The following is a 20,743-nucleotide window of genomic DNA, read 5'->3' as shown; positions in this document are numbered from 1 at the left end:
TTAGTTCGTACACATTTTCGTAGGATGCACAATTGAAGCTTACCCTATTTGCCGATTGACCTTCCGTGACAGATTACATATCGCTTTAACTTTTACTAATCAAGATAATTAAGAACTGCCGCATCCCGAGCCACATGAACTACCGCAACTTGAGCCGGAACCAGAATCACTGCTTCCCCCATTATCATTCCCACTATAATCACCGCTAGATGAGCCACAAGCGCTCGCTCCTGAGCAGCTACTCTTATCATGTTCCGACATCTCTTCTTCGTAATCTACATGATCCGTAGTGGATGCGATAAACATAACCGAGGCCGCCAGTCCCCATTGAAGATAGCTTTGATCTTGTTGCGATTGTTGACGTGAGACAAGATGACCTTGGCGATCCTCCAATCGATCACGCAGATCACGAACGCTTTTCATATCGCGCCATTCATCGGCTTGCTGCATTTGCAATCGAGCTTGTTGAATCAAATAAGTCGCTGCCTCTCTAGCCTCAGGAACCTTCCTCCAGCAACTACTACGGAACAATCTACGCTCCAGCTCTTCCCACTCCGAATGCACGAACTCCTGCTGAAAAACAGGATCTAATGGATAGCGGAAAAACTTCCCCCATAGCTGCTCTGTATATTCAGTTGGCGTGAACAATTGACTATATACCCAATCAAACCATGCCCGTAAATGTGGAGTCGGGCTCACCGTAACGGCAGGCTCATGATGAATTTTTTCTCCCATATAACGTGTTGACCATTGGTCATAATTATTAGTAAACATAAGCATTTCATGCCATACTGCATCCACTTTGCTGCTGAACATAGGCACTTCTTTTAATATGGCACATATCACAAAATACCGATCTAACTCTAACTTGCGCCAACTATATTCCGAATCGGTCATACCCGAAAATTCTTCAAGCATTCGCAGCTTCAGGCGCTCCTCATATTCCGAATTCCAGCTATGTAAGTAATGCTTAACAAGCGGGTACACAGAATGGCTATGTTCTACACCTAGATAAGCTGGGGCACTCCCTGTATAGGGCTTCTCCTTGTTCAATCGTCTATTTCTTGCTTTGGGAGACGAAAATGCAATAACGAGCAATAAAACAAAAATAATAGCAAAGACGATTACTATTGTCTCCATCTGTTACCCCTCCTCTTCAACCATTACTATATTATACGCTGACATTTCGAAAACGGATCAATATTTCATTTTATAAAATCTTCATAAAAAAACCGTCCGCTACCACTAGGGCAACGAACGGCTAGGAAACCTATACTACATGATGCCACTCAACACGAGCATCATTAATGTTATTTAACCTCACAAAGACACATGGTCGCGCTTATGCGTCGTAGGACAACTGTGTATACAGCGGATACTGATCAGTCAACGCACGCACTTTGCCGCGAGCCTGCTCCAACGTTGCTTCATCCGTAGGATTTTTCAACGTCATTGCAATTACTTCTGCAATTACACGCATTGCTTCACCATTCATACCACGCGCAGTTGCTGCAGGCGTACCAACGCGAATACCGCTCGTAATGAACGGGCTCGTTGGATCGAATGGAATCGCATTTTTGTTACAAGTGATGCCTACAGAATCAAGCACTTTTTCAGCATCTTTACCCGTAATATTAACGCTGCGTGTATCAATAAGCATCAAATGGTTATCTGTACCGCCAGACACCAAGTTCAAGCCACGAGCTTGCAGCTCTTCAGCCAACACTTGAGCATTGCTGACAACGTTTTGTGCGTATGCTTTGAATTCTGGTTGTAGCGCTTCACCCAATGCAACTGCTTTTGCAGCGATAACATGCATAAGAGGTCCACCTTGCGTACCTGGGAACACAGCTTTATCGATCGCTGCTGCCCACGGCTTACGGCAAAGAATCAAACCGCCGCGAGGACCGCGAAGCGTCTTGTGCGTTGTTGTCGTTACGAAATGTGCATGTGGCACTGGATTAGGGTGCAATCCAGCTGCAACAAGACCCGCGATATGAGCCATATCAACCATGAACAATGCACCTACATCATTAGCAATAGCAGCAAGTGCTTCAAAGTCTATAATACGCGGGTATGCACTCGCACCAGCTACGATCATTTTCGGACGGTGCTTAAATGCTGCCTTACGCACTTCCTCATAATCGATGCGGAATGTTTCTTTATCCACACCATATTCTACGAAGTTATAGAGAACACCTGAAGCATTAACTGGACTTCCGTGCGTCAAGTGACCGCCATGCGCCAAGTTCATACCTAGAACTGTATCCCCAGGTTTCAACGCTGCCAAATATACAGCCATATTTGCTTGAGCACCAGAGTGCGGCTGCACATTTGCATGTTCAGCACCGAACAACTCTTTCGCACGGTCGCGTGCGAGATCTTCAACGATGTCGACATGCTCGCAACCACCATAGTAACGACGACCTGGATAGCCTTCCGCATATTTGTTCGTCAACACTGTTCCCATTGCTTCCATAACTGCTTCGCTTACAATGTTCTCAGATGCGATAAGCTCGATGTTGTGACGCTGACGCTGCAGTTCCAAATCCATTGCCTTCAATACTTCTGGGTCTTGCTTTCTCAAAAAATCTACCATCGACGTATCCCTCCCACAATTCATCCATACTTCACTATGCTCAACACTTTTATATAAATTGACCGAAACGACTATGTCATTCATAATCGTTCCGTGAGCAAATCAATTCCTCTACTACGTTGTTCCAAGTTCGAACAACCATGAGATCAAGCAACCGTTACGAACAACTGCCAACTATATCATTTCCACTATGTGGCTCAAGGCTATATACTGCTCTCTCGCCTCCGATTAGCTTGGGGCGACTGGTCGCCATCGTAATGCGTGCAGCACCAATTGTTCGGACAGCAGTTCGTAATGGGACAGCCACATGGCGCAAATGCATACCAATTAGTGTTTCCCCAATATCTATCCCTGCATGTGCAGACAAATGCTCCACCACACACGGATCGCTCATATTGCGATAAGCGATGGAAGGCATTGAACCTCCTGCTCGTGGAACTGGAATAGCACTGACTTCTTCTAAGCGCATAGCTTCGCACAGTGACCGCTCTATAACCAACGCCCGATTCAAATGCTCGCAGCATTGAAAAGCCAATTGTAACTGATAGCGCGATTGAAGAACTTGCAATCCATCATAGAGCGCGCTTGCTACATCCAATGTACCAGATGTGCCAATGCGTTCTCCAATCACTTCACTTGTGCTGCAACCGATGACCACAATTTGACCAGGCCGCAGCTCAGCAGCCTCTACTAGAGCATTGGCCGCTAGCTCTGCTTCAGCACGAATGGACTCAAGTTGTTCTGGATGCTGCATGATGAGTCTCCTTTCCGCTTAAGGAGCTGCGTGATATTTGCGCTCGATCTCCGCTACTTTGTTCAAGCGGCCTGCATGACGCTCGCCTTGACTAAACTCCGTAGACAGCCATACTTTCACAATTTCTTGTGCAACACCAGGACCTGTTACACGTTCTCCTAGAGCTAATACATTCGTATCGTTATGCTCGCGCGTCGCTTGCGCGGAGAAAAGATCGGTAACAAGTGCACAGCGAATGCCTGTCACTTTATTCGCAGCAATGGACATGCCGATACCTGTACCACAAATGAGGACACCGCGATCAGCTTCTTTATTAACAACAGCCTCTGCTACTGGCAATGCATAATCCGGGTAGTCAACAGATTGGTTGCAATCGCAGCCATAGTCCTGTACTTCATGTCCCATTTGTTGAATCACTTCAATAATATCTTGTTTCAAACGCACACCTGCGTGGTCTGCTCCGATTGCAATTTTCATAGCAAGTTACCTCCTACGGTTTATGCCACTATTATAACGAATTTTGTAGAAAAAGACGCATTTCTCGCAAATTCGTCACAAGGGATTAACATCCAAATGCACAAATTCTAGGACGGAGAGGTATGCAGATAACAAAAAAAGAGCTAAGCATACGCATATGCGTACACTTGCTCTTCTGCCCAGGCGACCGGCCGTATTATTCGATGCTCCATCGTGGTATTTCTCCACTCTTGTCGCCAGTCACATCGAACCTCGCGTTTGATAATTGAATCATATCGCAAACCGATAACAAATTCAATTTATTTTTGATCAAGCTTGTCCAAAACACGTTCTAAAGCGGATCGAATCTCTTCTGCCGTCAATTGATATTGTTCTAAGTTTCCGCCATATGGATCCTGAATATCCAAATTAGGCATGCGTGCTTGGAGTTGATAGACTCTTGCAATTTCCAGTTCAGAAGGCTGTTCTCCCATCGACAACTTCAATTGCAATTCTGCCATCAGCGAATGCAGCTCTTGATGGAACTGCTCTTTCTGACTGGACGTATCGTTCTCCTCCACATATTCCTTAAGCGTAAAAACTTTATCAGCGACACCCTCGAATTTGTGGATCACATGTTGTTTGTGACTCGCGGTAAGCGTTAGTATAATATCCGCCCAATCTATACTTGCCTTTTCCAAAGAACGGGAGGCAAAAGATTCATTCGACATATTCCGTTCATAGAGCACCGTCTGTGCGTGCCTAGACATCGGCATGCCGTCCGTTGCTGCTACTCCTGCCGAGCGTACTTCAACCGCGATCCCACGTTGAGACGCCATATGACGCAGCAGGGATTCTGCCATTGGACTGCGGCATGTGTTACCAGTGCATACAAATAAGATGCGTGTCATCGTTGTCCCTCCACGGTGCATTTTCGTGCGCTCAAGCGCTCTTTATATCTATTGTACCCGATTCTACGATGGAATCAAAAAAAGAATACCAAAGATAAGCAGCACCGCTCCTCCTATTGCCTCACCATACTCACCTATACGCTGGCCAACAAGGTGCCCCAGCTTTAATCCCAATATAGACATGATTCCACCAAATATGCCGAATAACATGACTGTGAGGAACAAGTTCCAATGGAACATGCCAAGTGAAACACCGACCGAAAATGAATCCACGCTGACGCTTAACGCAAATAGTAAGGTTCCCCACCAAGTGCTTGTATGAAACAATCCCGCAGAATCACCTTTCAGCGTACTATATATCATATGTATGCCCAGCAAGAGCAAAAGCGCCCCAGCCGCATAACTTGTAACTTGTCCAAATACCACACTCATATAGGCTCCTGTTAAGAGTCCTAGCAATGGCATAGCTATATGAAAAAGAGCGATGCTAATACTTATACGCACCATATCAATCGCCCGCATTCCCTGCATTCCGATACCTAGACAGAGAGAAAACGCATCGCAACCGAGCGCTAGCGCCATAATCATAATGGTCATCAGTTGGCCAAACGGAACAGCCATTATATCTCCCAAGAACTTCCCCTCCTTGTCCGATATCTAATTCAGCCTATGCGGACAAGGAGGGAATCATGACAGAGCAGGCCTGCAATCCACAGAGCGCGAACGACCTCACCGCTGTAGCATCGCCTTGCGCGAAAAATGCGACGATGCTAGGAACGCCATCTTTTGCGGCGCTGGCCTGCTCGGTTTGGGTCGCCATCGTTCCTACTGGAACGAAAGGCGTATAAGGACGCGTGCGTTATGGCACGCGGACGAGACGGTGTCCGGCGGCCTTTACGAGGCGGTTCATGACCGCCAAGCCGATTCCTTCGGCCGGACATGTCTCGGCGGCGATGTACGTTGCGCCCGCTTCATCGAAGCGGCGGAGCGCATCGTACAGCAGTTGGGCAGCTTGCTCTAGCTGCTGCAAGCTGCCCAGCTCTACGACGACGTCTGCGCGGTAACGTGTGGCATGCTCATGGAATGTGAGCACGCCTGTCTTCTCACCGCGCTGCTTGGCGTCGTCGAGGTCGGCTTGAATGTAAGCCGACACAGCGGTATCATCATCGCCTTGCACGAGATACATCGTGCCTTGCGGCGCATAATGAGCATATTTCATGCCCGGCGAGCGTGGAGCGACCGCCTCTGCCGCTGATACAGTAACCTGACTATCCTTTGTAGGTTCTACAACCAATTGGCGCGCCGGCAGTTGCAGTTGCTCTATATCTGCACCATTTATGTTCACTATTTCCTTCTCAAATCCTATGCTGCTTACTGTTTCATTTTCTGCCACTGCAGACTCTGTTGGGATGATTTCTTTGCCCGAATGGATATGGTTCAGAACAACCTCAACACCTACTAATGTCGGGTCCACTGCACGATCAACCGTAACAGGTGTACCAAGCTCTGCTAACATATCAAGCGTTACACCGCCTGGACGCAGCACATGGATACGATCACCATCAAGTTCCACAACGGTAGACTCTACGCCAACTCCCGTTGAACCACCATCGACAACACCTGCGATTCGCCCAGCCAAATCCGTCACAACATGCTCGGCTCGCGTTGGGCTCGGCCGACCTGAACGGTTGGCACTCGGTGCCGCAATCGGCTTCCCCGACGCAGCAATAAGACGAAGTGCAACTTCATGATCCGGCATACGCACCGCTACCGTTGATAGGCCTGCCGTCACACGCGGGGAAACTGCACCAGAGCGTGCAGGCAGGACCAATGTTAATGGTCCTGGCCAGAAGCGCTCCATGAGTCGCTGGGCAAGCTCATTATACGGCTGTACGAGATCATCAAGCTGTTCTCGATGCGCGATATGCACGATAAGTGGATTATCAGATGGTCTTCCTTTTGCCATAAAAATAGATTCAACCGCCTCGGTAGATGTAGCATCCGCACCTAAGCCATACACAGTCTCTGTTGGAAAAGCGACCGTCTTCCCTTCCGCCAAACACAATGCCGCTTCATGAATCCACTGCTCTGCTATCGCTGGTTCTGTGCCTTGCAGTTGCCATACTTTTGTTCTCTCTTCCGGCAGCAATCCAGATCCGCTGTATTGAGGATCCTCATTATTTATTTTCATGATGCCTATTGCCTCCTGTCACTTTGTACAACATGTACATATCCTATTTATCAACAGACACTGCGCTGCCAAACTAATCTATTTTCACTGCTGAACGCTATATTTATCGTCAAGAAAAGCCTAACCGTAATAAAGAAGATGCCGGGATCAGCGGCATCTTCCTGTCATTTCTCTCGGATCTTGTTATTCATATTAAACCCTCATGTCCTGCTGCAATGGTTCTTGCTTAGAACAAGTCATTCTTACTATACAAAACAGTCTCTGCGACACTCTGCATTCCGTACTTTCGCTTAGCGACTCTCGACTGTATATCTCACATTACTGAACTAGATTTATTATAAATGAAATGATAGCCATGAAACAATGATTATCCAATTCCTTAGGACGCTTAGAACTCGTAACAACTGGTTTAACCAGACTCATTCTCTTACTAAAGCATGCCGGTATATCCATCATGCATATTACATCGAAATTTAAAATATGGACTTAGCTACGTTAGCTATCCACTCAAAAATGGACACAAGTAGATCCCATAAGAAAAAACGAACTTCCCGATCTGATGTACCTGCTTCTTCTCCTACAGATGTAGTTCCTTCCAATTGCGTTGACGACTTCCCTGCTTCTTTCTGATTGGCAGTTTCAACTGCTTCTGCCTTTTCCGCCTCAGCTGCGACAGCTGTGCCTTGTGTACCATCTACAAAACATAATGGAGGAAACAATACACACCACCAGTTCTGACCTTCACCACTACCTAACGTAATTCGTAAAGCCTCATAGTTGCCAGCTGGATAAGCTTGACCTCCATATAACTTCGCAGGGAACGGAACAACCTTCAATTCGGCCTTTACTCCATAAGAATATCCCGCTTTCGTAACCACTTCATCTGCAATGTTTTGAATTTGTTCGAGATGTGATTCAATCCAATTTCTTGCCTCTTCACGGGAACGCGGCGTGCTTCCTTCTTCTAGCCAACCATTCATCCCTTCGACGACAGCATCACGCACCTGTCTCTTCACAGCCTGATCCGTTTCTTTATCTGAATGTGCTAATATGCGAAGTCGGATAGCATCTTCCGGAATAGCTTCTGAAGTTTGTACTGCTTGTGCATTCGTTCCATTTCCATCCCAACTCATCACGATACCAACAGTCAAAGCTGTCAGCATCAGCATGTTCAGCCAAGTGCGACGTTTCATAACGGTTATGCTCCTTGTGAGGTTGGGCGCGCCTCTTAGCCATCATTATGTCCCCAACCTCTCAACGCTAAACCTATGAAACTATTAAAAAATATTTTGTTCTTTTGCACTCTCTTACTCTACCATCGATACTTCTCAGCTAAGCAAGGCTAATGTACATGATGGCTCTCCACTCAGCATGCAGGGATTTACTGGGCTTCACTGTAATGTACATCCCCCACTCTCATCTCCTCACCCTCAACACCGTCTCTTCCTTACGTACAAATCGATAGATTTGTCCTAGAAAAGGGACCGCATCCGTATAATAAAAAATAGGCGAGCATCGCCCGCCTATCTAGCATTTAAGAGCCTTTAACTCATGCAATATTACCGCAATAAGTATATTGAGCATTAATATTCTTATCGCTAAACATTTCTAATCGAGAATACCTAACACATGACGTTCAATCCCTGCAAGATCGTTAACGATACGGATATGCGGATAACCTGCTTCACGTACGAGCGCGGCAACATCCTGCGCCTGTCCACGCCCAAGCTCAAAAGCAACAATGCGCGGTAATGCAGCAAGTCGAGGAAGCATCGCCATCATGCGTCGATACGGTTCCAGACCATCTTGACCACCAAACAGAGCAGTATGCGGTTCATAGTCACGCACTTCACGCATTAATCCTTCTCGATCTTCATCAGGGATATATGGAGGATTCGATACGAGAACATCCAGCTCCAGACCTTCAAGGGGCAACAACAAATCGCCTTCCAGCCACTCCAAACGCTCTGCCACGCCCAACTGCTGCGCATTGGAGCGTGCCACACTCAAAGCCGCGGTAGATATGTCGACCGCCCTAACATGCCAAGAAGGACGCTCTGATGCTAATGCACAAGCAATAGCGCCACTGCCTGTACCAACATCCGCTGCACGAATGGATGCTGTCGCTCCCCATAGGCGATCCGCCTCTTCCAGTACGGCTTCCACAAGCAATTCCGTTTCTGGACGAGGAATCAGGACGTCTGGCGTTACTCGGAAGCCTAGACCATAGAAATATGCCTCTCCAATAATATATTGAGTCGGCTCTCCACAGCCACGGCGCTCGATCATTTCACGGTATGTTTCACAGCTCGCTGCAGGCAGTTCTTCTTGCATTCGCATCAAATACGTCACGCGCTCCCAATCGAGCACATGTCTCAGCAGTAGCTCTGCGTGGTGACCAGCGTCCTCCACACCAGATTCAGATAAATAAGAAGAAGCCTGTACCCAGGCTTCTCTTATCGTTAGTGGAGGAATAAGAGAGAACGGCTGTAACGGTCCGTCAATCAAGTTCCGTTCACTCATCCTTGATTCTCTCTCTCCATAATTTCCGCTTGCTCTGTTACAGTCAATGCTTGGATAATCTCTTCCATATCGCCATTCATAACTGTCTCAAGCTTATGCAGCGTGAGGCCGATACGGTGATCCGTAACACGACTCTGTGGGAAGTTGTACGTACGGATACGCTCACTGCGATCACCTGTACCTACTTTGCTCTTACGTTCTCCCGCATATTTCGCTTCTTCCTCTTGACGCTTAATGTCGTAAATACGCGCGCGTAGAACTTGAAGCGCCTTGTCTTTATTTTCGTGCTGCGACTTACCATCCTGACACTGTGCTACAATGCCCGTTGGAACGTGTGTTACACGTACCGCAGACTTCGTTGTATTAACCGACTGACCGCCTGCACCAGAGGAACAGAATGTATCGACACGGATATCTTTATCGTGAATTTCAATCTCGAAATCATCAATTTCCGGCATAACCGCCACTGTAGAAGTCGATGTATGAATACGTCCGCCGGATTCCGTTACTGGAATACGTTGTACACGGTGTGCGCCGCTCTCGTACTTCATTTTGCTGTAGGCACCTTTACCTGTAATCATAAAGATAACCTCTTTGAAGCCACCCAAGCCGTTCACGTTTGCTTCCATAAGCTCTGTACGCCAGCCTTGTGAATCTGCAAAACGAGTATACATACGATAGAGATCTGCCGCGAACAAAGCCGCTTCGTCACCGCCAGCTGCACCGCGAATCTCAACGATTACGTTCTTATCATCATTAGGGTCCTTCGGCAAGAGCAAGATGAAAATACGTTCTTCCAGCTCTTTTTGACGAGCGGAAAGCTCCTCAATCTCCATTTTTACCATTTCGCGCATTTCATCATCGAGCTTCTCTTGCATCATCGTCTTAGCCGCTTCTAACTCAGACATGACGGACTTATATTCCGTATATGCTTCATAAGTTGGCTGAAGATCAGATTGCTCCTTCGAATATTCGCGAAGTTTCTTAGAATCATTAGCGACATCCGGGTCACATAGTAGCTCGCTCAGCTTATCATAACGATCAGCCAACGATTGCAAACGATCTAACATGAAACGTTCACCTCTCCTCACAATTATTGTGTATATATCAAAATCATCTATTTGGACTAAGCCGTTTACAATGGCTATTTATTAAACGTTAAAGCGGAAGTGCATAACATCGCCATCTTGAACAACGTACTCTTTACCTTCAAGACGCAGTTTACCTTGCTCTTTCACCACGTTCATAGAACCGCCAGCAACCAAATCATCATAAGATACAACTTCTGCACGGATAAAGCCGCGCTCGAAGTCGGTGTGAATAACACCAGCCGCTTGAGGTGCTTTCATACCTTTACGAATCGTCCAAGCACGAACTTCCTGTACACCAGCAGTGAAGTATGTGTACAAGTTCAGCAAGCGATACGCTGCTTTAATAAGACGGTTCAATCCGGACTCTTCCAAGCCAAGCTCTTCAAGGAACATGTCACGATCTTCGCCTTCCAGCTCAGCAATCTCTGCTTCTACCTTTGCGCTGATCGGAACAACTTCTGCATTCTCAGCTGCTGCAAACTCACGAACTTTTGCAACATACTTGTTATCTTCCGCAGATGCCACTTCATCTTCGCTTACATTAGCTGCATACAACACAGGCTTAATTGTTAACAAATGAAGCTCACGAATAGCAACCTTCTCGTCTTCAGTCAACTCGATACCGCGCACAGGCGTATCGTTGTAAAGAGCTTCTTTTACCTTCTCCAACACTTCTACTTCCAAAGCAATTTTCTTGTCTCCGCTCTTCAAGTTCTTCTTGGAACGCTCAAGGCGTTTCTCAACAGACTCCAAGTCAGCAAGGATAAGCTCAAGGTTAATCGTTTGGATATCACTGATCGGATCAACTTTTCCATCAACGTGTGTAATGTTCTCATCTTCGAAGCAGCGAACAACGTGAACAATCGCATCCACTTCGCGAATATGAGCCAAGAATTTGTTGCCCAAGCCTTCACCTTTGCTCGCACCGCGCACGATACCAGCGATATCAACGAATTCAAAAGCAGTTGGAACGGTACGGTTAGGTGTAACCAGCTCTGTCAATTTTACCAAACGCTCATCCGGAACTTCTACAACCCCTACATTTGGATCAATCGTACAGAACGGGTAGTTCGCAGATTCTGCCCCCGCTTGTGTAATCGCATTAAATAGTGTAGATTTACCTACGTTCGGAAGTCCGACAATACCTGCCTTAAGTGCCATATCAAATATCTCTCCTTCTCATCATCATGTCATGTATCCAATCAATCCGTGCACACTTATGCCTGTAATAAAAAACATAAGTTCACTAGAACAACATGTTCCCTTAACAACGTATCCAGACGTGTCTTACTACGTCCTGCAAAAATTCCTTAACCATTATAACCAACAACGCAAAAAAAACCTAGTCATCGACTAGATTTTTTCCGACTTCTCTACATATTCTGCTAAATAAGGAAGGCCGTGTGCCATTTTTAAAAACGACCATGCTTATCTGCGAATTAACTCTCGCTTATTTACAGCATCAACTTCTGCATTAATCATTATCTGTAATAAATAAAACCATGGAACGTCTGAAACCTAGAACCTCATTGTCCCCTTGCAGTAGTGCTATAAAGTTTTCCCGTTTTTCAGGTTGATTATCCTCAACAAGAGGCAGTTCGTACACTTTGCTAGTCTCACCATCTTTAAAGGTAACCGTGAAGATCGTATCTACAAAATCTTTTCCTGCTTTCGCAGAACCACTGCAGAAGCACATCGTCGCTTCTATTGTACCTTTTTTACCGCCAACCCGCTCTACAGCAATTTTAATAGTGTCTCCCTCAACTGCAGACGTATTGGGTTTGCTGAACTGGATCTTGCCGCGTTGTTCCGTCTCACCACAAGCTTTTCGATCTGTTATCGCAGTTGTCAATGTCTTGCTGTAGTTCTCATCCTTAATGGTGAGTGTTACTTGATCATTTCGCTTTTCACTTTTCACGGAAAACACATCGTTCGATTTGCCTGGCTGCAAAACTTCAAAGCCACTATCCTCAAAACCAGACATACCTTTTGTAAACCAATTCACCTTAATAACAGAACTACTATGATTTGATACACGCCATTTGTCAAAACCTTTGTTGTCCGAACATACATAAACGGCTTTCACATTTGCTTGCTCAGGAGCTTTATTAGCATAAGCCTGAGACGGTGCAACGACCCCCATAACTACAAGCACAAGTACAAATAAGGAAACTAATAATCGCCTGTTCACATCATAGAAAACAGAACTAGACATCGCACTATTCCTCCTCACCTTATTAAATTGATACAATATGTAACGAGACTATAGTACGATACTAATCGTATCATTGTCAATGAAAACGTATAGTTTTTTTATCCTAGTTGCATCTTACTACTGCGACAATATGCGACCATAGAAACATAACTAATGGACTATACAAAATGTATCGAAAGGATGATAGGTATGGAAAACAAGTCTCATCGCGGCAATTATAAAGGCACGACCCAAATGCATGCCAAAAATCAAGATATGGCATTCGTCAATGATACGTTGGAGCAAGCTAAAACAGCGGTTCCTTTTCAACAAAAGCCAAAGAAGACAGATTAGCGAAGGCTCTCCCTTCACCATTGCTGCCTTAACTCAACACAATAAGTATAAGTCCGTTTATTAGACGCATAGCGAAAAAACCTCGAACGCCTGCCTAACGCGTTCGAGGTTCCTATTTATTCGTACCTACCTACAATCAATGAATTGTAGCTACCGCCGTAGGCAAAAGAGCTAATCATCGCGTGGCGAACCGTCGCTTCTTGACGCTCACTTGTAACAAAATCCACATCCACACCTTGCAATGGCTCATTCAAATGAAGCGTAGCAGGGATACGACCCGTTTGCATAGCATTCAGCGCTGTCCACAAACCGATAGCTCCTGCCGTACTATGTGTTTCACCAAAGTAAGACTTAGGTGCACTCACAGGAACCGAACCAGCGAACACACGATTAAGAGCATGAGCCTCTGCATAATCAAATATACGGTGCCCACAAGCTGCTGCTGCAACATAGTCAATGTCCGAAGCAGACAAATCCGCATGATGAAGGGCAGCGCGGAAGCTATCCGCCCATTCTGTTCCCCTCGGATTGATGCCGCCTAGCAAACGAACATCGGATGTCATGCCAAATCCCTTTAACTCAGCACGCACATTTGCATTGCGCTCAAGAGCCGCTTCTTCACTCTCAACAATGTAACAAAAGCTTCCACTGCCTAATACCGCTCCGTCTCGATGTTTATCAAACGGACGAATAACACTTTTACTCAAATAGCCGGAAACACGCTGGTACCCAGCCAATAACGGTTCATTGAACTCGTCTGATGAAACAACGAGCACCGTCTTGCATTGACCAAGCTGGATCATGGCATTTGCATAGTAGAGCGCATTAATAAATGAAGTACCGCCCGCCGCGATTGTAGATGTAGGCCCTTTAATATTAAAATTCAACCCGATATGGCCTGCAGGTGCATTCGTAACTGTATTCGGGAATAGCTTCGCATTGGCCGCCTTAATACCATCTTTTATAATTGCACGATTAAAGGCATCGACCGTCTCAATAGGGCCTGTCCCTGTCGCAAATATAACGCCTATTTGCTCCTGATTCGCACGATTGACAACGATCCCTGCATCCAGCAATGCCATTTTCACAGCTGCTACAGCTTGCTTGCTAATCGTATCCATTTTGCGCAGCAGGCTAGGATTGATCATCTTCGCATATGCAAGTTCAGGGACTTGTCCAGCCTCATGAAGCTGATACGCATTCGAATCGAATAGTCGAATCGGACTAATTCCACTCTCACCACGATCTATCAGCTCTTGCAGTTGCTGAATAGTAGCAGCATTCCCAGCTAGTCCGCCAACTCCTGTTATAAGAACCTTTTTACGAGCAGAAGATAAGCTTTCTCCAGACGGTTCTTTAGACTTCCCGAGCAAAATGGTTGCATTATTCCCACCAAATGCAAATGAATTGGAGAGCGCCACCTGTACATCTGTGTCCCGACCTTCATTCGGAATAAAGTCCAAATCGAACTTCTGATCAGCAGCATTAAAGTTGATCGTAGGCGGTATATAACCATCTTGTATGGCCAATGCAGACACAATGGATTCTGCTGCTCCAGCAGCCCCCAGCATATGCCCTACCATCGATTTGGTCGACGAAATCGGAACGTGTTGATCCTGAATGAGAGCACGCATGGCCTTCGGTTCAGAAGAATCATTTGCAGGCGTCCCTGTGCCATGTCCGTTAATATAGCTAACATCCTCTACCGTAACACCAGAACGCCTAAGTGCGCCTTTCATCGAACGCAGCGCACCGGCCCCACCCGGTTCAGGCGCTGTTTGATGATACGCATCAGCGGAAAGATCATAGCTGAGTACCTCAGCAATAATCGTAGCACCGCGCTGCAAGGCTACATCCATACGCTCTAGTACGAGGATGGCTCCACCCTCACCTAGATTCAAACCCGCACTCGTGCTGTACGGTGCGCAAGCTCCAGCACTCAATGCCTGCAAGCTATTGAAGCCGCTATAGGACAAACGTGCCAACGGATCAACGCCACCAGTAAGCATGATATCTGCTGTACCCATCCGAATCATGTCAGCTGCATAACCTATCGAGTTTGTACCCGCCGCGCAGGCGTTGGCAATAACACTTCGCGGCCCTTTCAAACCTAGATCATGTGCTATATTATCGCAAGGGGCATGCATTGGATATTTCATCAACAAATGCTCTTCTGCATGCTCCAACCCTTGAGTAATCCATTGTTCATGAAACGCTTCCCCGCTTCTCAATCCACCTAAACATGTACCCAGTACGATGCCGAGTCGATAAGGATCAAAGCTAGCTATATCGAGCCCTGCTCTTTGCACAGCCTCACGCGCTGCAATGACTGCGAATTGACCAGCGCGATCTAGGTGCTGGAGTTCTTCGGTAGAGAAGTAGTCTTCAGGAAGATAACCATCAACCTCACCACCTAGCTTAGCATCAAGCTCTGCTGTATCAATCGTTGTCACGAGTCGTATCCCACTCTGACCAGCTGTCACATTGCGCCAGAACTGATCAATGTTTTGTCCATTTGCACAGATGATGCCGACACCAGTTATCGCAATCTGAACCTGATCGTTTGCCATAGGATCACCTCATATCATCTTAATGGACCATGATTTTGGGAGCACATAAGGAGAAGATACCGTATGCAACACAACAGATTCCCCAGCTTCATTAATACCTTCCAACTCAATTCCAGATACGGCACAAGCATCATCCAACAAAGCTAAGCCAAGCTTTTTCTCAAGTGTAGGGCTGTATACAAGCTGAACGATACGACCCACCTTATTACTGGACAACATAACAGCGTTCCCGATTTGAAGAGATAAAGCATTAGCCGCTGTAAAACCAACGAGATGCTGCTTGCTCTCCTGTTGAAGCTGCTGCTGCAAAGCATTGTAACCTACATACTCTTCCTTATGATAACTTACAAACCATTGCACAGCCGCCTCATAAACCGTCAATCCATTACCTTCAACTTGAGCACAAGGCTGGCGCACCTCTAACATGGCAATCTCAAGCGCTTCGAGACCAACAGGCTCCACCTTAATCTCTAACTCTCCCTCTTCCTCTCCCCATTCTTTCAGTTGTGTCCAAGTAGACATCGCTTGATGATGCGGAACGATGATCTTATATCCATACTCACCCGTAAATCCACTGCGGATAAATACAATCGGCTCGTTCTCTAGCTCGATCTCAACGAATGCTTGATACGGAACCGAAGAAATATCAAATGGCACGATCGTTTGTGCAAGCTTCCAAGCATAAGGCCCTTCAAATCCGATCATCGTTCTTGAAGCATTCCAGTGCTCAATTTCCACGCCATCGCTTTTACGCTCAGCGAGCCAAGCTCCAACTTTGTCCCGTCTTGCTGCAGAGGTCTCTATAAGAATGGCCTGTTCCAAACGATATACACTTACCATATCGATGATCTGACCATCTTCATCCAACATTAGACTCGTCACTGTTTTTTCTATATCAAGGAATTCTATATCCTTTGTTAGTAATGAGCTAACGAACTCAACAAAGTCTTCCCCACTAATTAAATAAAGACCTGATGCGGACAAATCAATTAGGCCAACATGATTGCGCAATGCATGATATTCATGTTCTGCGCCTTGGAAGGTGGCAATTACACCGTATCCTGATTCATCACGTAGTGCCCCGTGCTCAGCTAAACTTTTTGTTAATTCGGACATGTTCAATACATTTATCATGTGATCACCCGATTTCATCATAGTATGAGCGTTAATCTGTTACCGTTGGAAGACTGCATAATTCTCTATTAAGAAGCAGCTTTCGTATTGGATACAATATAGTCAGCCACTTTATTTACAGATCCAAAAACCGCCATGTTATCATCAAATATCGTTACGCCAAATTCATCTTCGATCGCTACCAATAACTCTAGAGCATCGATAGAATCCAGACCAAGACCACGTCCAAAAATAGGTTGGTCGTCCGTAATAAATGCAGGGTCAATATCCATATCAAGTCGCTGTACGATAATTTCTTTAATTTTACTTGTAAGTGCCATTCTCTCCGCTGCCTGTGCAAAGCCAGCCTCATACGTATTCATCTATGCATTCCTCCCTAGGCTATATACACATTTTCGATCCATTTACTGCTTCTGCCATAACGTGCCGTTATGATACTGCTCAATCCGTTCTCTCATCGTTCCTGGAAGCTGATAGATCGTCTGTCCGTCTGTATTCATCAGCGTGTGAACGGAACGGCCTTCTGCGAGCAGCTCGCGACCATATTTACGAAGAATACGATATTCAAATTCAAGTAACGCCTTATCCGGAGTCTTCAATATCGTTTCGATAATGACTGTTTGACCGAAGCGAGCAGATGCTTTGTAAGAACATTGAATATCAATGACGGGGAAAACAAAATTATTTTTGTTAACAAACGCTTTTCCCCCGATAACACGTATAATTTCAACGCGTCCCAACTCAAACCAAACTAAATACGTACAATGATGCGCTACTCCCATGAGATCGCATTCAATGTAACGGACAGGAACTTCCATCGTTACCGGCTTATAAATAGGAATTCCTCCTTCGTAGAATGAACGATATGAATGCAAACCTGCACGAAAATAGATACAGTAAAATAGAACGGTAAAGTCGAGTACAGGAGTAATCGCTTACAATTCGCTCAATTCATTCATGTAATGTAATTTCAGAAATGTAAAAAATGTAGGACTGATAAGAAGAAATGATAAGGACAAGCTCAGAAAAATAAACATTGAAAGTGTGGACTTACAAACAAAACGATGTATTAGCGATGATGTATGTAGACATGAAGTAGATTGAACTAGCATGAGTAACGATCATAGACATACGGATATGTTGAAATAATTAGGAACATTTCCCCTCCATTCAAATTACAATTGATGACAACATCAGTCATTCAACCCTTTTTTCTGATTAAATAGTCGCATTTTCGACATTTCTTTTATATTCGCTTCTTTCTTGATTTTTCCTTCTCCTTTCAAAAAAATTTTAACGTTTCAACTTCATAGAATGTGGTGATTAATTGTTAGCATGTTTCCCCTTAAATATATAGCGAGCAACCTTGGTCACTTCAAGCGGCTAAGGTTGTTTGCGTGTATCCGTCTAAGCCTATTAAGCTTACTCAACACGGTGAGAAACGTTCAAGCTACCTTCAGCTACGATGTGCTTATCCACCATAGCGGACACTTTTACTTGATATAATGCGCCTAACGACCTTCCCACTTGAACTTTTAACAGCAATTGATCGCCTGGTACAACTGGCTTTATGAATTTGAAATCCCTTATTGATGCTAAATAGCCCACTTTAGAGGAAATATCTTCGCCTTCTCCAGCCATTAACTTCAATATATTTTCACGGCTAACTGCTGCTTCACTATCACCCTGTTGGATTTCATATAAAGCCCCTGTAATGTGTACGAGTGCTGTCATTTGAGCCAATGCCTCTACGATAAGAACCCCCGGCATAATCGATTCTTTCGGAAAATGTCCTTCGAAAAATGGTTCGCTGACTGTGACGTTTTTAATTCCAATCCCACTCACACCAGGTTTTAATTCGACTATACGGTCAAGTAGAAGAAAAGGCCAACGATGCGGCAGCAGCGAACGAATATCATCCGCATTTAGTATTGTCTTCATTTGTAAATCCCCCTTTATATGTACAACAGACATAGTCGATCATTCATTCTACCTACCCATTCACCATTCCGCCATCCACCGTATACACTTTACCTGTAATGTAAGAAGCTCGGTTGGAGGCTAAAAAGGATACTAAATGTGCGACTTCCTCTGGACGACCCATACGTTTAAGCGGAATATGCTCGATATACTTTGATAGTACCTGCTTGTCCATTTTCTTTGTCATATCTGTCTCAATAAACCCAGGAGCTACAACATTCGCCCGAATCTGATAGGCCGCTGCTTCAGCTGCCAAACTTTTTGTGAACGCTATCATTCCACCCTTTGATGCAGCGTAATTGGTTTGTCCCGGTGTGCCTGTAATACCACTAGTCGAAGCCACATTTATAATAGAGCCCGACTTATGCTTCATCATCACTTTAAGAGCTTCACGCGCACATAGGAACGTCCCCTTCAAGTTCACTTGCAGCACGTCATCCCACTTCGCCTCGCTCATGACCGCCAAAAAGCCATCTTGCGTAATGCCTGCATTATTCACCAAAATATCAAGTCTGCCATACTCTGTCTTCACGATTTGAAACAGTCGTTTAATATCCTGTTCATAAGCCACATTTACTTGTACAGCTTTCACGTTACCGCCAGACGCCTTTATGTCAGCTTCAATGGTTAATGCTGCCTTTTCATTGCTAGAATACGTGAAAACAACCGTTACGCCTTGGCTCGCTAAATCCTGTACAATCGCCTTACCGATCCCCTTTGATCCACCAGTGACAACCGCAATCTGTCCTTGCTCAAACCACACCATCCTTATGCCCCCTCTTTAAACTTCCGCATCAGTTGTAATACTTTCTCAAGCTCCATAGGAGAATTCGTAGATTGTCCTTTCCAATGGCTACCGAATGAGCGCATCATCCCTGTAAGCGTATTTCCAGCGCCTACTTCGATGACATGTTGAACTTCATACTGACCAATTGCTTCAATGGTTTGTCTCCAAGCTACTGGCTTTGTGCATTGTGCGCGAATATCCTCCACAATATCGACCACTGCTGTCGTTACTTTTGCTGTTTCATTCAACACGACGGGTACTTGAGCATCATAGAAGGATAAACCTGCTGCATAAGCCATCAAAGGCTCTTCCATTTCAATCATTAGGCGAGAATGGAACGCATGCGATACGGCCAATGGCTTCGTCCTTATTCCTTGTATCGCTTGCAACTGCTCCAATAGCATAGGAACGATGTGATTAGCGCCTGATACGACGATTTGACTCGGTGTATTCATACCAGCAATATCAAGTTCCATATTCTTAACCTCTGCTATCACCTGTGACATTTGCTCGGGTTGGGATACAACAACAGCAGCCATCGTTCCTGGTGTTCGCACAGCTGCCATGAACTCACCGCGCTTGCGTACCAATTTCACTGCATCTGCAAACGATAAAACACCTGCAGCTACTAAAGCCGAATATTGACCTACACTATGACCAGCTACAATGTCGGGACATAGTCCTTCTCTAATAAGCACTCGCAAAATACCACTGCTAACTGTCACAATGGCTGGCTGTGCAATTTCAGTCTTCATCAGATCACGCTCGGGACCTGCATAGCATAACTGCCTTAAATCAAAACCAAGCGCATCACTAGCCTCATCAAAAATGGATTCAAAGTCACTACCAAATCTTCTAGCATAGTTTTTACCCATGCCTACGATTTGAGATCCCTGACCAGGGAACAAAAAAGCCACTTTTCCCATAGCGCCCCTCCAGCATATGCATTTGTCTGCTTCTTACCTCCGCAGCGCTTGTGTACTGCTTTAAAGATATAATGAATGAAAGTAAAAGAAGTGAAATTGGCTAATCAGAAAAACCGAGGCAATTGTGTCTCCCTCTGAAAAGAGAGTTAGGTTTACATTTTCTTGCGGACAGTATCCCATTCATACACACTTCTAAATTTGGCTTTCTGCCTCCTTTGTTACGTTATAAATGACATAGTCGAGGATTCGACAATATTTGTATTCGTCATCTTC

The 20,743-nt window shown here is 45.4% G+C and carries 21 protein-coding genes and 1 riboswitch; of the genes, 2 read left to right on the top strand and 19 right to left on the bottom strand.

Annotated features, from left to right (window positions below; translation table 11 throughout):
• Nucleotides 1–108: 108 nt before the first annotated feature.
• From IFO66_RS07710 to IFO66_RS07685, 6 genes are all read right to left on the bottom strand, one after another.
• Nucleotides 109–1,140, bottom strand: a complete 1,032-nt coding sequence (locus IFO66_RS07710) for a glycine-rich domain-containing protein (RefSeq protein WP_192024567.1) — start codon at nt 1,138–1,140, stop codon at nt 109–111.
• A gap of 202 nt (nt 1,141–1,342) precedes the next feature.
• Nucleotides 1,343–2,599: a serine hydroxymethyltransferase gene (gene glyA / locus IFO66_RS07705; RefSeq protein ID WP_192024566.1), complete on the bottom strand. Its 1,257-nt coding sequence runs from the start codon at nt 2,597–2,599 to the stop codon at nt 1,343–1,345.
• Nucleotides 2,600–2,756: 157 nt separating this feature from the next.
• Nucleotides 2,757–3,353, bottom strand: a complete 597-nt coding sequence (locus IFO66_RS07700) for a TIGR01440 family protein (RefSeq protein ID WP_192024565.1) — start codon at nt 3,351–3,353, stop codon at nt 2,757–2,759.
• Between the two features lie 18 nt (nt 3,354–3,371).
• Complete coding sequence (gene rpiB, locus IFO66_RS07695) at nt 3,372–3,830, bottom strand: ribose 5-phosphate isomerase B (RefSeq protein WP_192024564.1); 459 nt, start codon at nt 3,828–3,830, stop codon at nt 3,372–3,374.
• A 170-nt stretch (nt 3,831–4,000) separates the two neighbouring features.
• A riboswitch (ZMP/ZTP riboswitch) is annotated at nt 4,001–4,084 on the bottom strand.
• Nucleotides 4,085–4,129: 45 nt separating this feature from the next.
• On the bottom strand, nt 4,130–4,720 hold the full coding sequence (locus tag IFO66_RS07690; RefSeq protein WP_192024563.1) for a low molecular weight protein arginine phosphatase: 591 nt from the start codon (nt 4,718–4,720) through the stop codon (nt 4,130–4,132).
• 63 nt (nt 4,721–4,783) lie between these two features.
• A complete protein-coding gene (locus IFO66_RS07685; protein WP_192024684.1) occupies nt 4,784–5,341 on the bottom strand; it encodes a manganese efflux pump MntP in 558 nt (185 codons plus the stop codon).
• Between the two features lie 68 nt (nt 5,342–5,409).
• Between IFO66_RS07685 and IFO66_RS07680 the strand changes: the two genes are divergently transcribed.
• Nucleotides 5,410–5,568 (top strand): hypothetical protein, encoded by a 159-nt coding sequence (locus IFO66_RS07680; RefSeq protein ID WP_192024562.1) that lies wholly within the window; start codon nt 5,410–5,412, stop codon nt 5,566–5,568.
• A gap of 11 nt (nt 5,569–5,579) precedes the next feature.
• Here the strand turns inward: IFO66_RS07680 and IFO66_RS07675 are convergent, their stop codons facing one another.
• The 6 genes from IFO66_RS07675 to IFO66_RS07650 form a co-directional block, all read right to left on the bottom strand.
• Nucleotides 5,580–6,911 (bottom strand): L-threonylcarbamoyladenylate synthase, encoded by a 1,332-nt coding sequence (locus IFO66_RS07675; RefSeq protein WP_192024561.1) that lies wholly within the window; start codon nt 6,909–6,911, stop codon nt 5,580–5,582.
• A 473-nt stretch (nt 6,912–7,384) separates the two neighbouring features.
• A complete protein-coding gene (spoIIR, locus tag IFO66_RS07670) occupies nt 7,385–8,104 on the bottom strand; it encodes a stage II sporulation protein R (RefSeq protein WP_192024560.1) in 720 nt (239 codons plus the stop codon).
• A 415-nt stretch (nt 8,105–8,519) separates the two neighbouring features.
• Nucleotides 8,520–9,434, bottom strand: a complete 915-nt coding sequence (prmC, locus tag IFO66_RS07665; RefSeq protein ID WP_192024559.1) for a peptide chain release factor N(5)-glutamine methyltransferase — start codon at nt 9,432–9,434, stop codon at nt 8,520–8,522.
• Nucleotides 9,431–10,504, bottom strand: coding sequence for a peptide chain release factor 1 (gene prfA, locus IFO66_RS07660; protein WP_192024558.1), 1,074 nt, complete (start codon nt 10,502–10,504; stop codon nt 9,431–9,433). The genes prmC and prfA overlap by 4 nt, the downstream gene beginning before the upstream one ends.
• A gap of 81 nt (nt 10,505–10,585) precedes the next feature.
• Nucleotides 10,586–11,686: a redox-regulated ATPase YchF gene (gene ychF, locus IFO66_RS07655; protein ID WP_192024557.1), complete on the bottom strand. Its 1,101-nt coding sequence runs from the start codon at nt 11,684–11,686 to the stop codon at nt 10,586–10,588.
• 313 nt (nt 11,687–11,999) lie between these two features.
• A complete protein-coding gene (locus IFO66_RS07650) occupies nt 12,000–12,740 on the bottom strand; it encodes a Calx-beta domain-containing protein (protein ID WP_192024556.1) in 741 nt (246 codons plus the stop codon).
• A 189-nt stretch (nt 12,741–12,929) separates the two neighbouring features.
• Here IFO66_RS07650 and IFO66_RS07645 point away from each other — a divergent pair, with 189 nt between their 5' ends.
• Nucleotides 12,930–13,073, top strand: coding sequence for a hypothetical protein (locus IFO66_RS07645; protein ID WP_192024555.1), 144 nt, complete (start codon nt 12,930–12,932; stop codon nt 13,071–13,073).
• A gap of 116 nt (nt 13,074–13,189) precedes the next feature.
• Here IFO66_RS07645 and IFO66_RS07640 read toward each other — a convergent pair whose 3' ends face one another.
• The 7 genes from IFO66_RS07640 to IFO66_RS07610 all read right to left on the bottom strand — a co-directional run bounded on the left by IFO66_RS07640 (nt 13,190) and on the right by IFO66_RS07610 (nt 20,470).
• On the bottom strand, nt 13,190–15,643 hold the full coding sequence (locus tag IFO66_RS07640) for a beta-ketoacyl-[acyl-carrier-protein] synthase family protein (RefSeq protein ID WP_192024554.1): 2,454 nt from the start codon (nt 15,641–15,643) through the stop codon (nt 13,190–13,192).
• A gap of 9 nt (nt 15,644–15,652) precedes the next feature.
• Nucleotides 15,653–16,777, bottom strand: a complete 1,125-nt coding sequence (locus tag IFO66_RS07635; RefSeq protein WP_192024553.1) for an aminomethyl transferase family protein — start codon at nt 16,775–16,777, stop codon at nt 15,653–15,655.
• A 68-nt stretch (nt 16,778–16,845) separates the two neighbouring features.
• Complete coding sequence (locus IFO66_RS07630) at nt 16,846–17,139, bottom strand: acyl carrier protein (protein ID WP_028593862.1); 294 nt, start codon at nt 17,137–17,139, stop codon at nt 16,846–16,848.
• 42 nt (nt 17,140–17,181) lie between these two features.
• Complete coding sequence (locus IFO66_RS07625) at nt 17,182–17,652, bottom strand: acyl-CoA thioesterase (protein ID WP_192024552.1); 471 nt, start codon at nt 17,650–17,652, stop codon at nt 17,182–17,184.
• 547 nt (nt 17,653–18,199) lie between these two features.
• Entirely contained in the window at nt 18,200–18,718 is a 519-nt protein-coding gene (gene fabZ / locus IFO66_RS07620; protein WP_192024551.1) for a 3-hydroxyacyl-ACP dehydratase FabZ, read from the bottom strand.
• 52 nt (nt 18,719–18,770) lie between these two features.
• Complete coding sequence (gene fabG, locus IFO66_RS07615; protein WP_192024550.1) at nt 18,771–19,523, bottom strand: 3-oxoacyl-[acyl-carrier-protein] reductase; 753 nt, start codon at nt 19,521–19,523, stop codon at nt 18,771–18,773.
• A gap of 2 nt (nt 19,524–19,525) precedes the next feature.
• On the bottom strand, nt 19,526–20,470 hold the full coding sequence (locus tag IFO66_RS07610; RefSeq protein WP_192024549.1) for an ACP S-malonyltransferase: 945 nt from the start codon (nt 20,468–20,470) through the stop codon (nt 19,526–19,528).
• Nucleotides 20,471–20,743 lie beyond the last annotated feature (273 nt).

This window comes from Paenibacillus arenosi (assembly GCF_014841135.1).
In the GTDB taxonomy this organism is placed as follows: domain Bacteria; phylum Bacillota; class Bacilli; order Paenibacillales; family Paenibacillaceae; genus Paenibacillus_B; species Paenibacillus_B arenosi.
This window is presented reverse-complemented; position numbering and strand designations above follow the sequence as displayed.

Bases quoted from the DNA above. Each gene is read 5' to 3' on its own strand.
- IFO66_RS07700 (WP_192024565.1), bottom strand. From the start codon at position 3,353: ATGCAGCATCCAGAACAACTTGAGTCCATTCGTGCTGAAGCAGAGCTA.
- IFO66_RS07675 (WP_192024561.1), bottom strand. From the start codon at position 6,911: ATGAAAATAAATAATGAGGATCCTCAATACAGCGGATCTGGATTGCTG.
- prmC (WP_192024559.1), bottom strand. From the start codon at position 9,434: ATGAGTGAACGGAACTTGATTGACGGACCGTTACAGCCGTTCTCTCTT.
- IFO66_RS07635 (WP_192024553.1), bottom strand. From the start codon at position 16,777: ATGATAAATGTATTGAACATGTCCGAATTAACAAAAAGTTTAGCTGAG.
- IFO66_RS07610 (WP_192024549.1), bottom strand. From the start codon at position 20,470: ATGGGAAAAGTGGCTTTTTTGTTCCCTGGTCAGGGATCTCAAATCGTA.
- IFO66_RS07690 (WP_192024563.1), bottom strand. From the start codon at position 4,720: ATGACACGCATCTTATTTGTATGCACTGGTAACACATGCCGCAGTCCA.
- fabG (WP_192024550.1), bottom strand. From the start codon at position 19,523: ATGGTGTGGTTTGAGCAAGGACAGATTGCGGTTGTCACTGGTGGATCA.
- spoIIR (WP_192024560.1), bottom strand. From the start codon at position 8,104: ATGAAACGTCGCACTTGGCTGAACATGCTGATGCTGACAGCTTTGACT.
- IFO66_RS07710 (WP_192024567.1), bottom strand. From the start codon at position 1,140: ATGGAGACAATAGTAATCGTCTTTGCTATTATTTTTGTTTTATTGCTC.
- IFO66_RS07650 (WP_192024556.1), bottom strand. From the start codon at position 12,740: ATGTCTAGTTCTGTTTTCTATGATGTGAACAGGCGATTATTAGTTTCC.
- glyA (WP_192024566.1), bottom strand. From the start codon at position 2,599: ATGGTAGATTTTTTGAGAAAGCAAGACCCAGAAGTATTGAAGGCAATG.
- IFO66_RS07640 (WP_192024554.1), bottom strand. From the start codon at position 15,643: ATGGCAAACGATCAGGTTCAGATTGCGATAACTGGTGTCGGCATCATC.
- IFO66_RS07645 (WP_192024555.1), top strand. From the start codon at position 12,930: ATGGAAAACAAGTCTCATCGCGGCAATTATAAAGGCACGACCCAAATG.
- IFO66_RS07685 (WP_192024684.1), bottom strand. From the start codon at position 5,341: ATGGCTGTTCCGTTTGGCCAACTGATGACCATTATGATTATGGCGCTA.
- IFO66_RS07680 (WP_192024562.1), top strand. From the start codon at position 5,410: ATGACAGAGCAGGCCTGCAATCCACAGAGCGCGAACGACCTCACCGCT.
- prfA (WP_192024558.1), bottom strand. From the start codon at position 10,504: ATGTTAGATCGTTTGCAATCGTTGGCTGATCGTTATGATAAGCTGAGC.
- IFO66_RS07630 (WP_028593862.1), bottom strand. From the start codon at position 17,139: ATGAATACGTATGAGGCTGGCTTTGCACAGGCAGCGGAGAGAATGGCA.
- rpiB (WP_192024564.1), bottom strand. From the start codon at position 3,830: ATGAAAATTGCAATCGGAGCAGACCACGCAGGTGTGCGTTTGAAACAA.
- fabZ (WP_192024551.1), bottom strand. From the start codon at position 18,718: ATGAAGACAATACTAAATGCGGATGATATTCGTTCGCTGCTGCCGCAT.
- ychF (WP_192024557.1), bottom strand. From the start codon at position 11,686: ATGGCACTTAAGGCAGGTATTGTCGGACTTCCGAACGTAGGTAAATCT.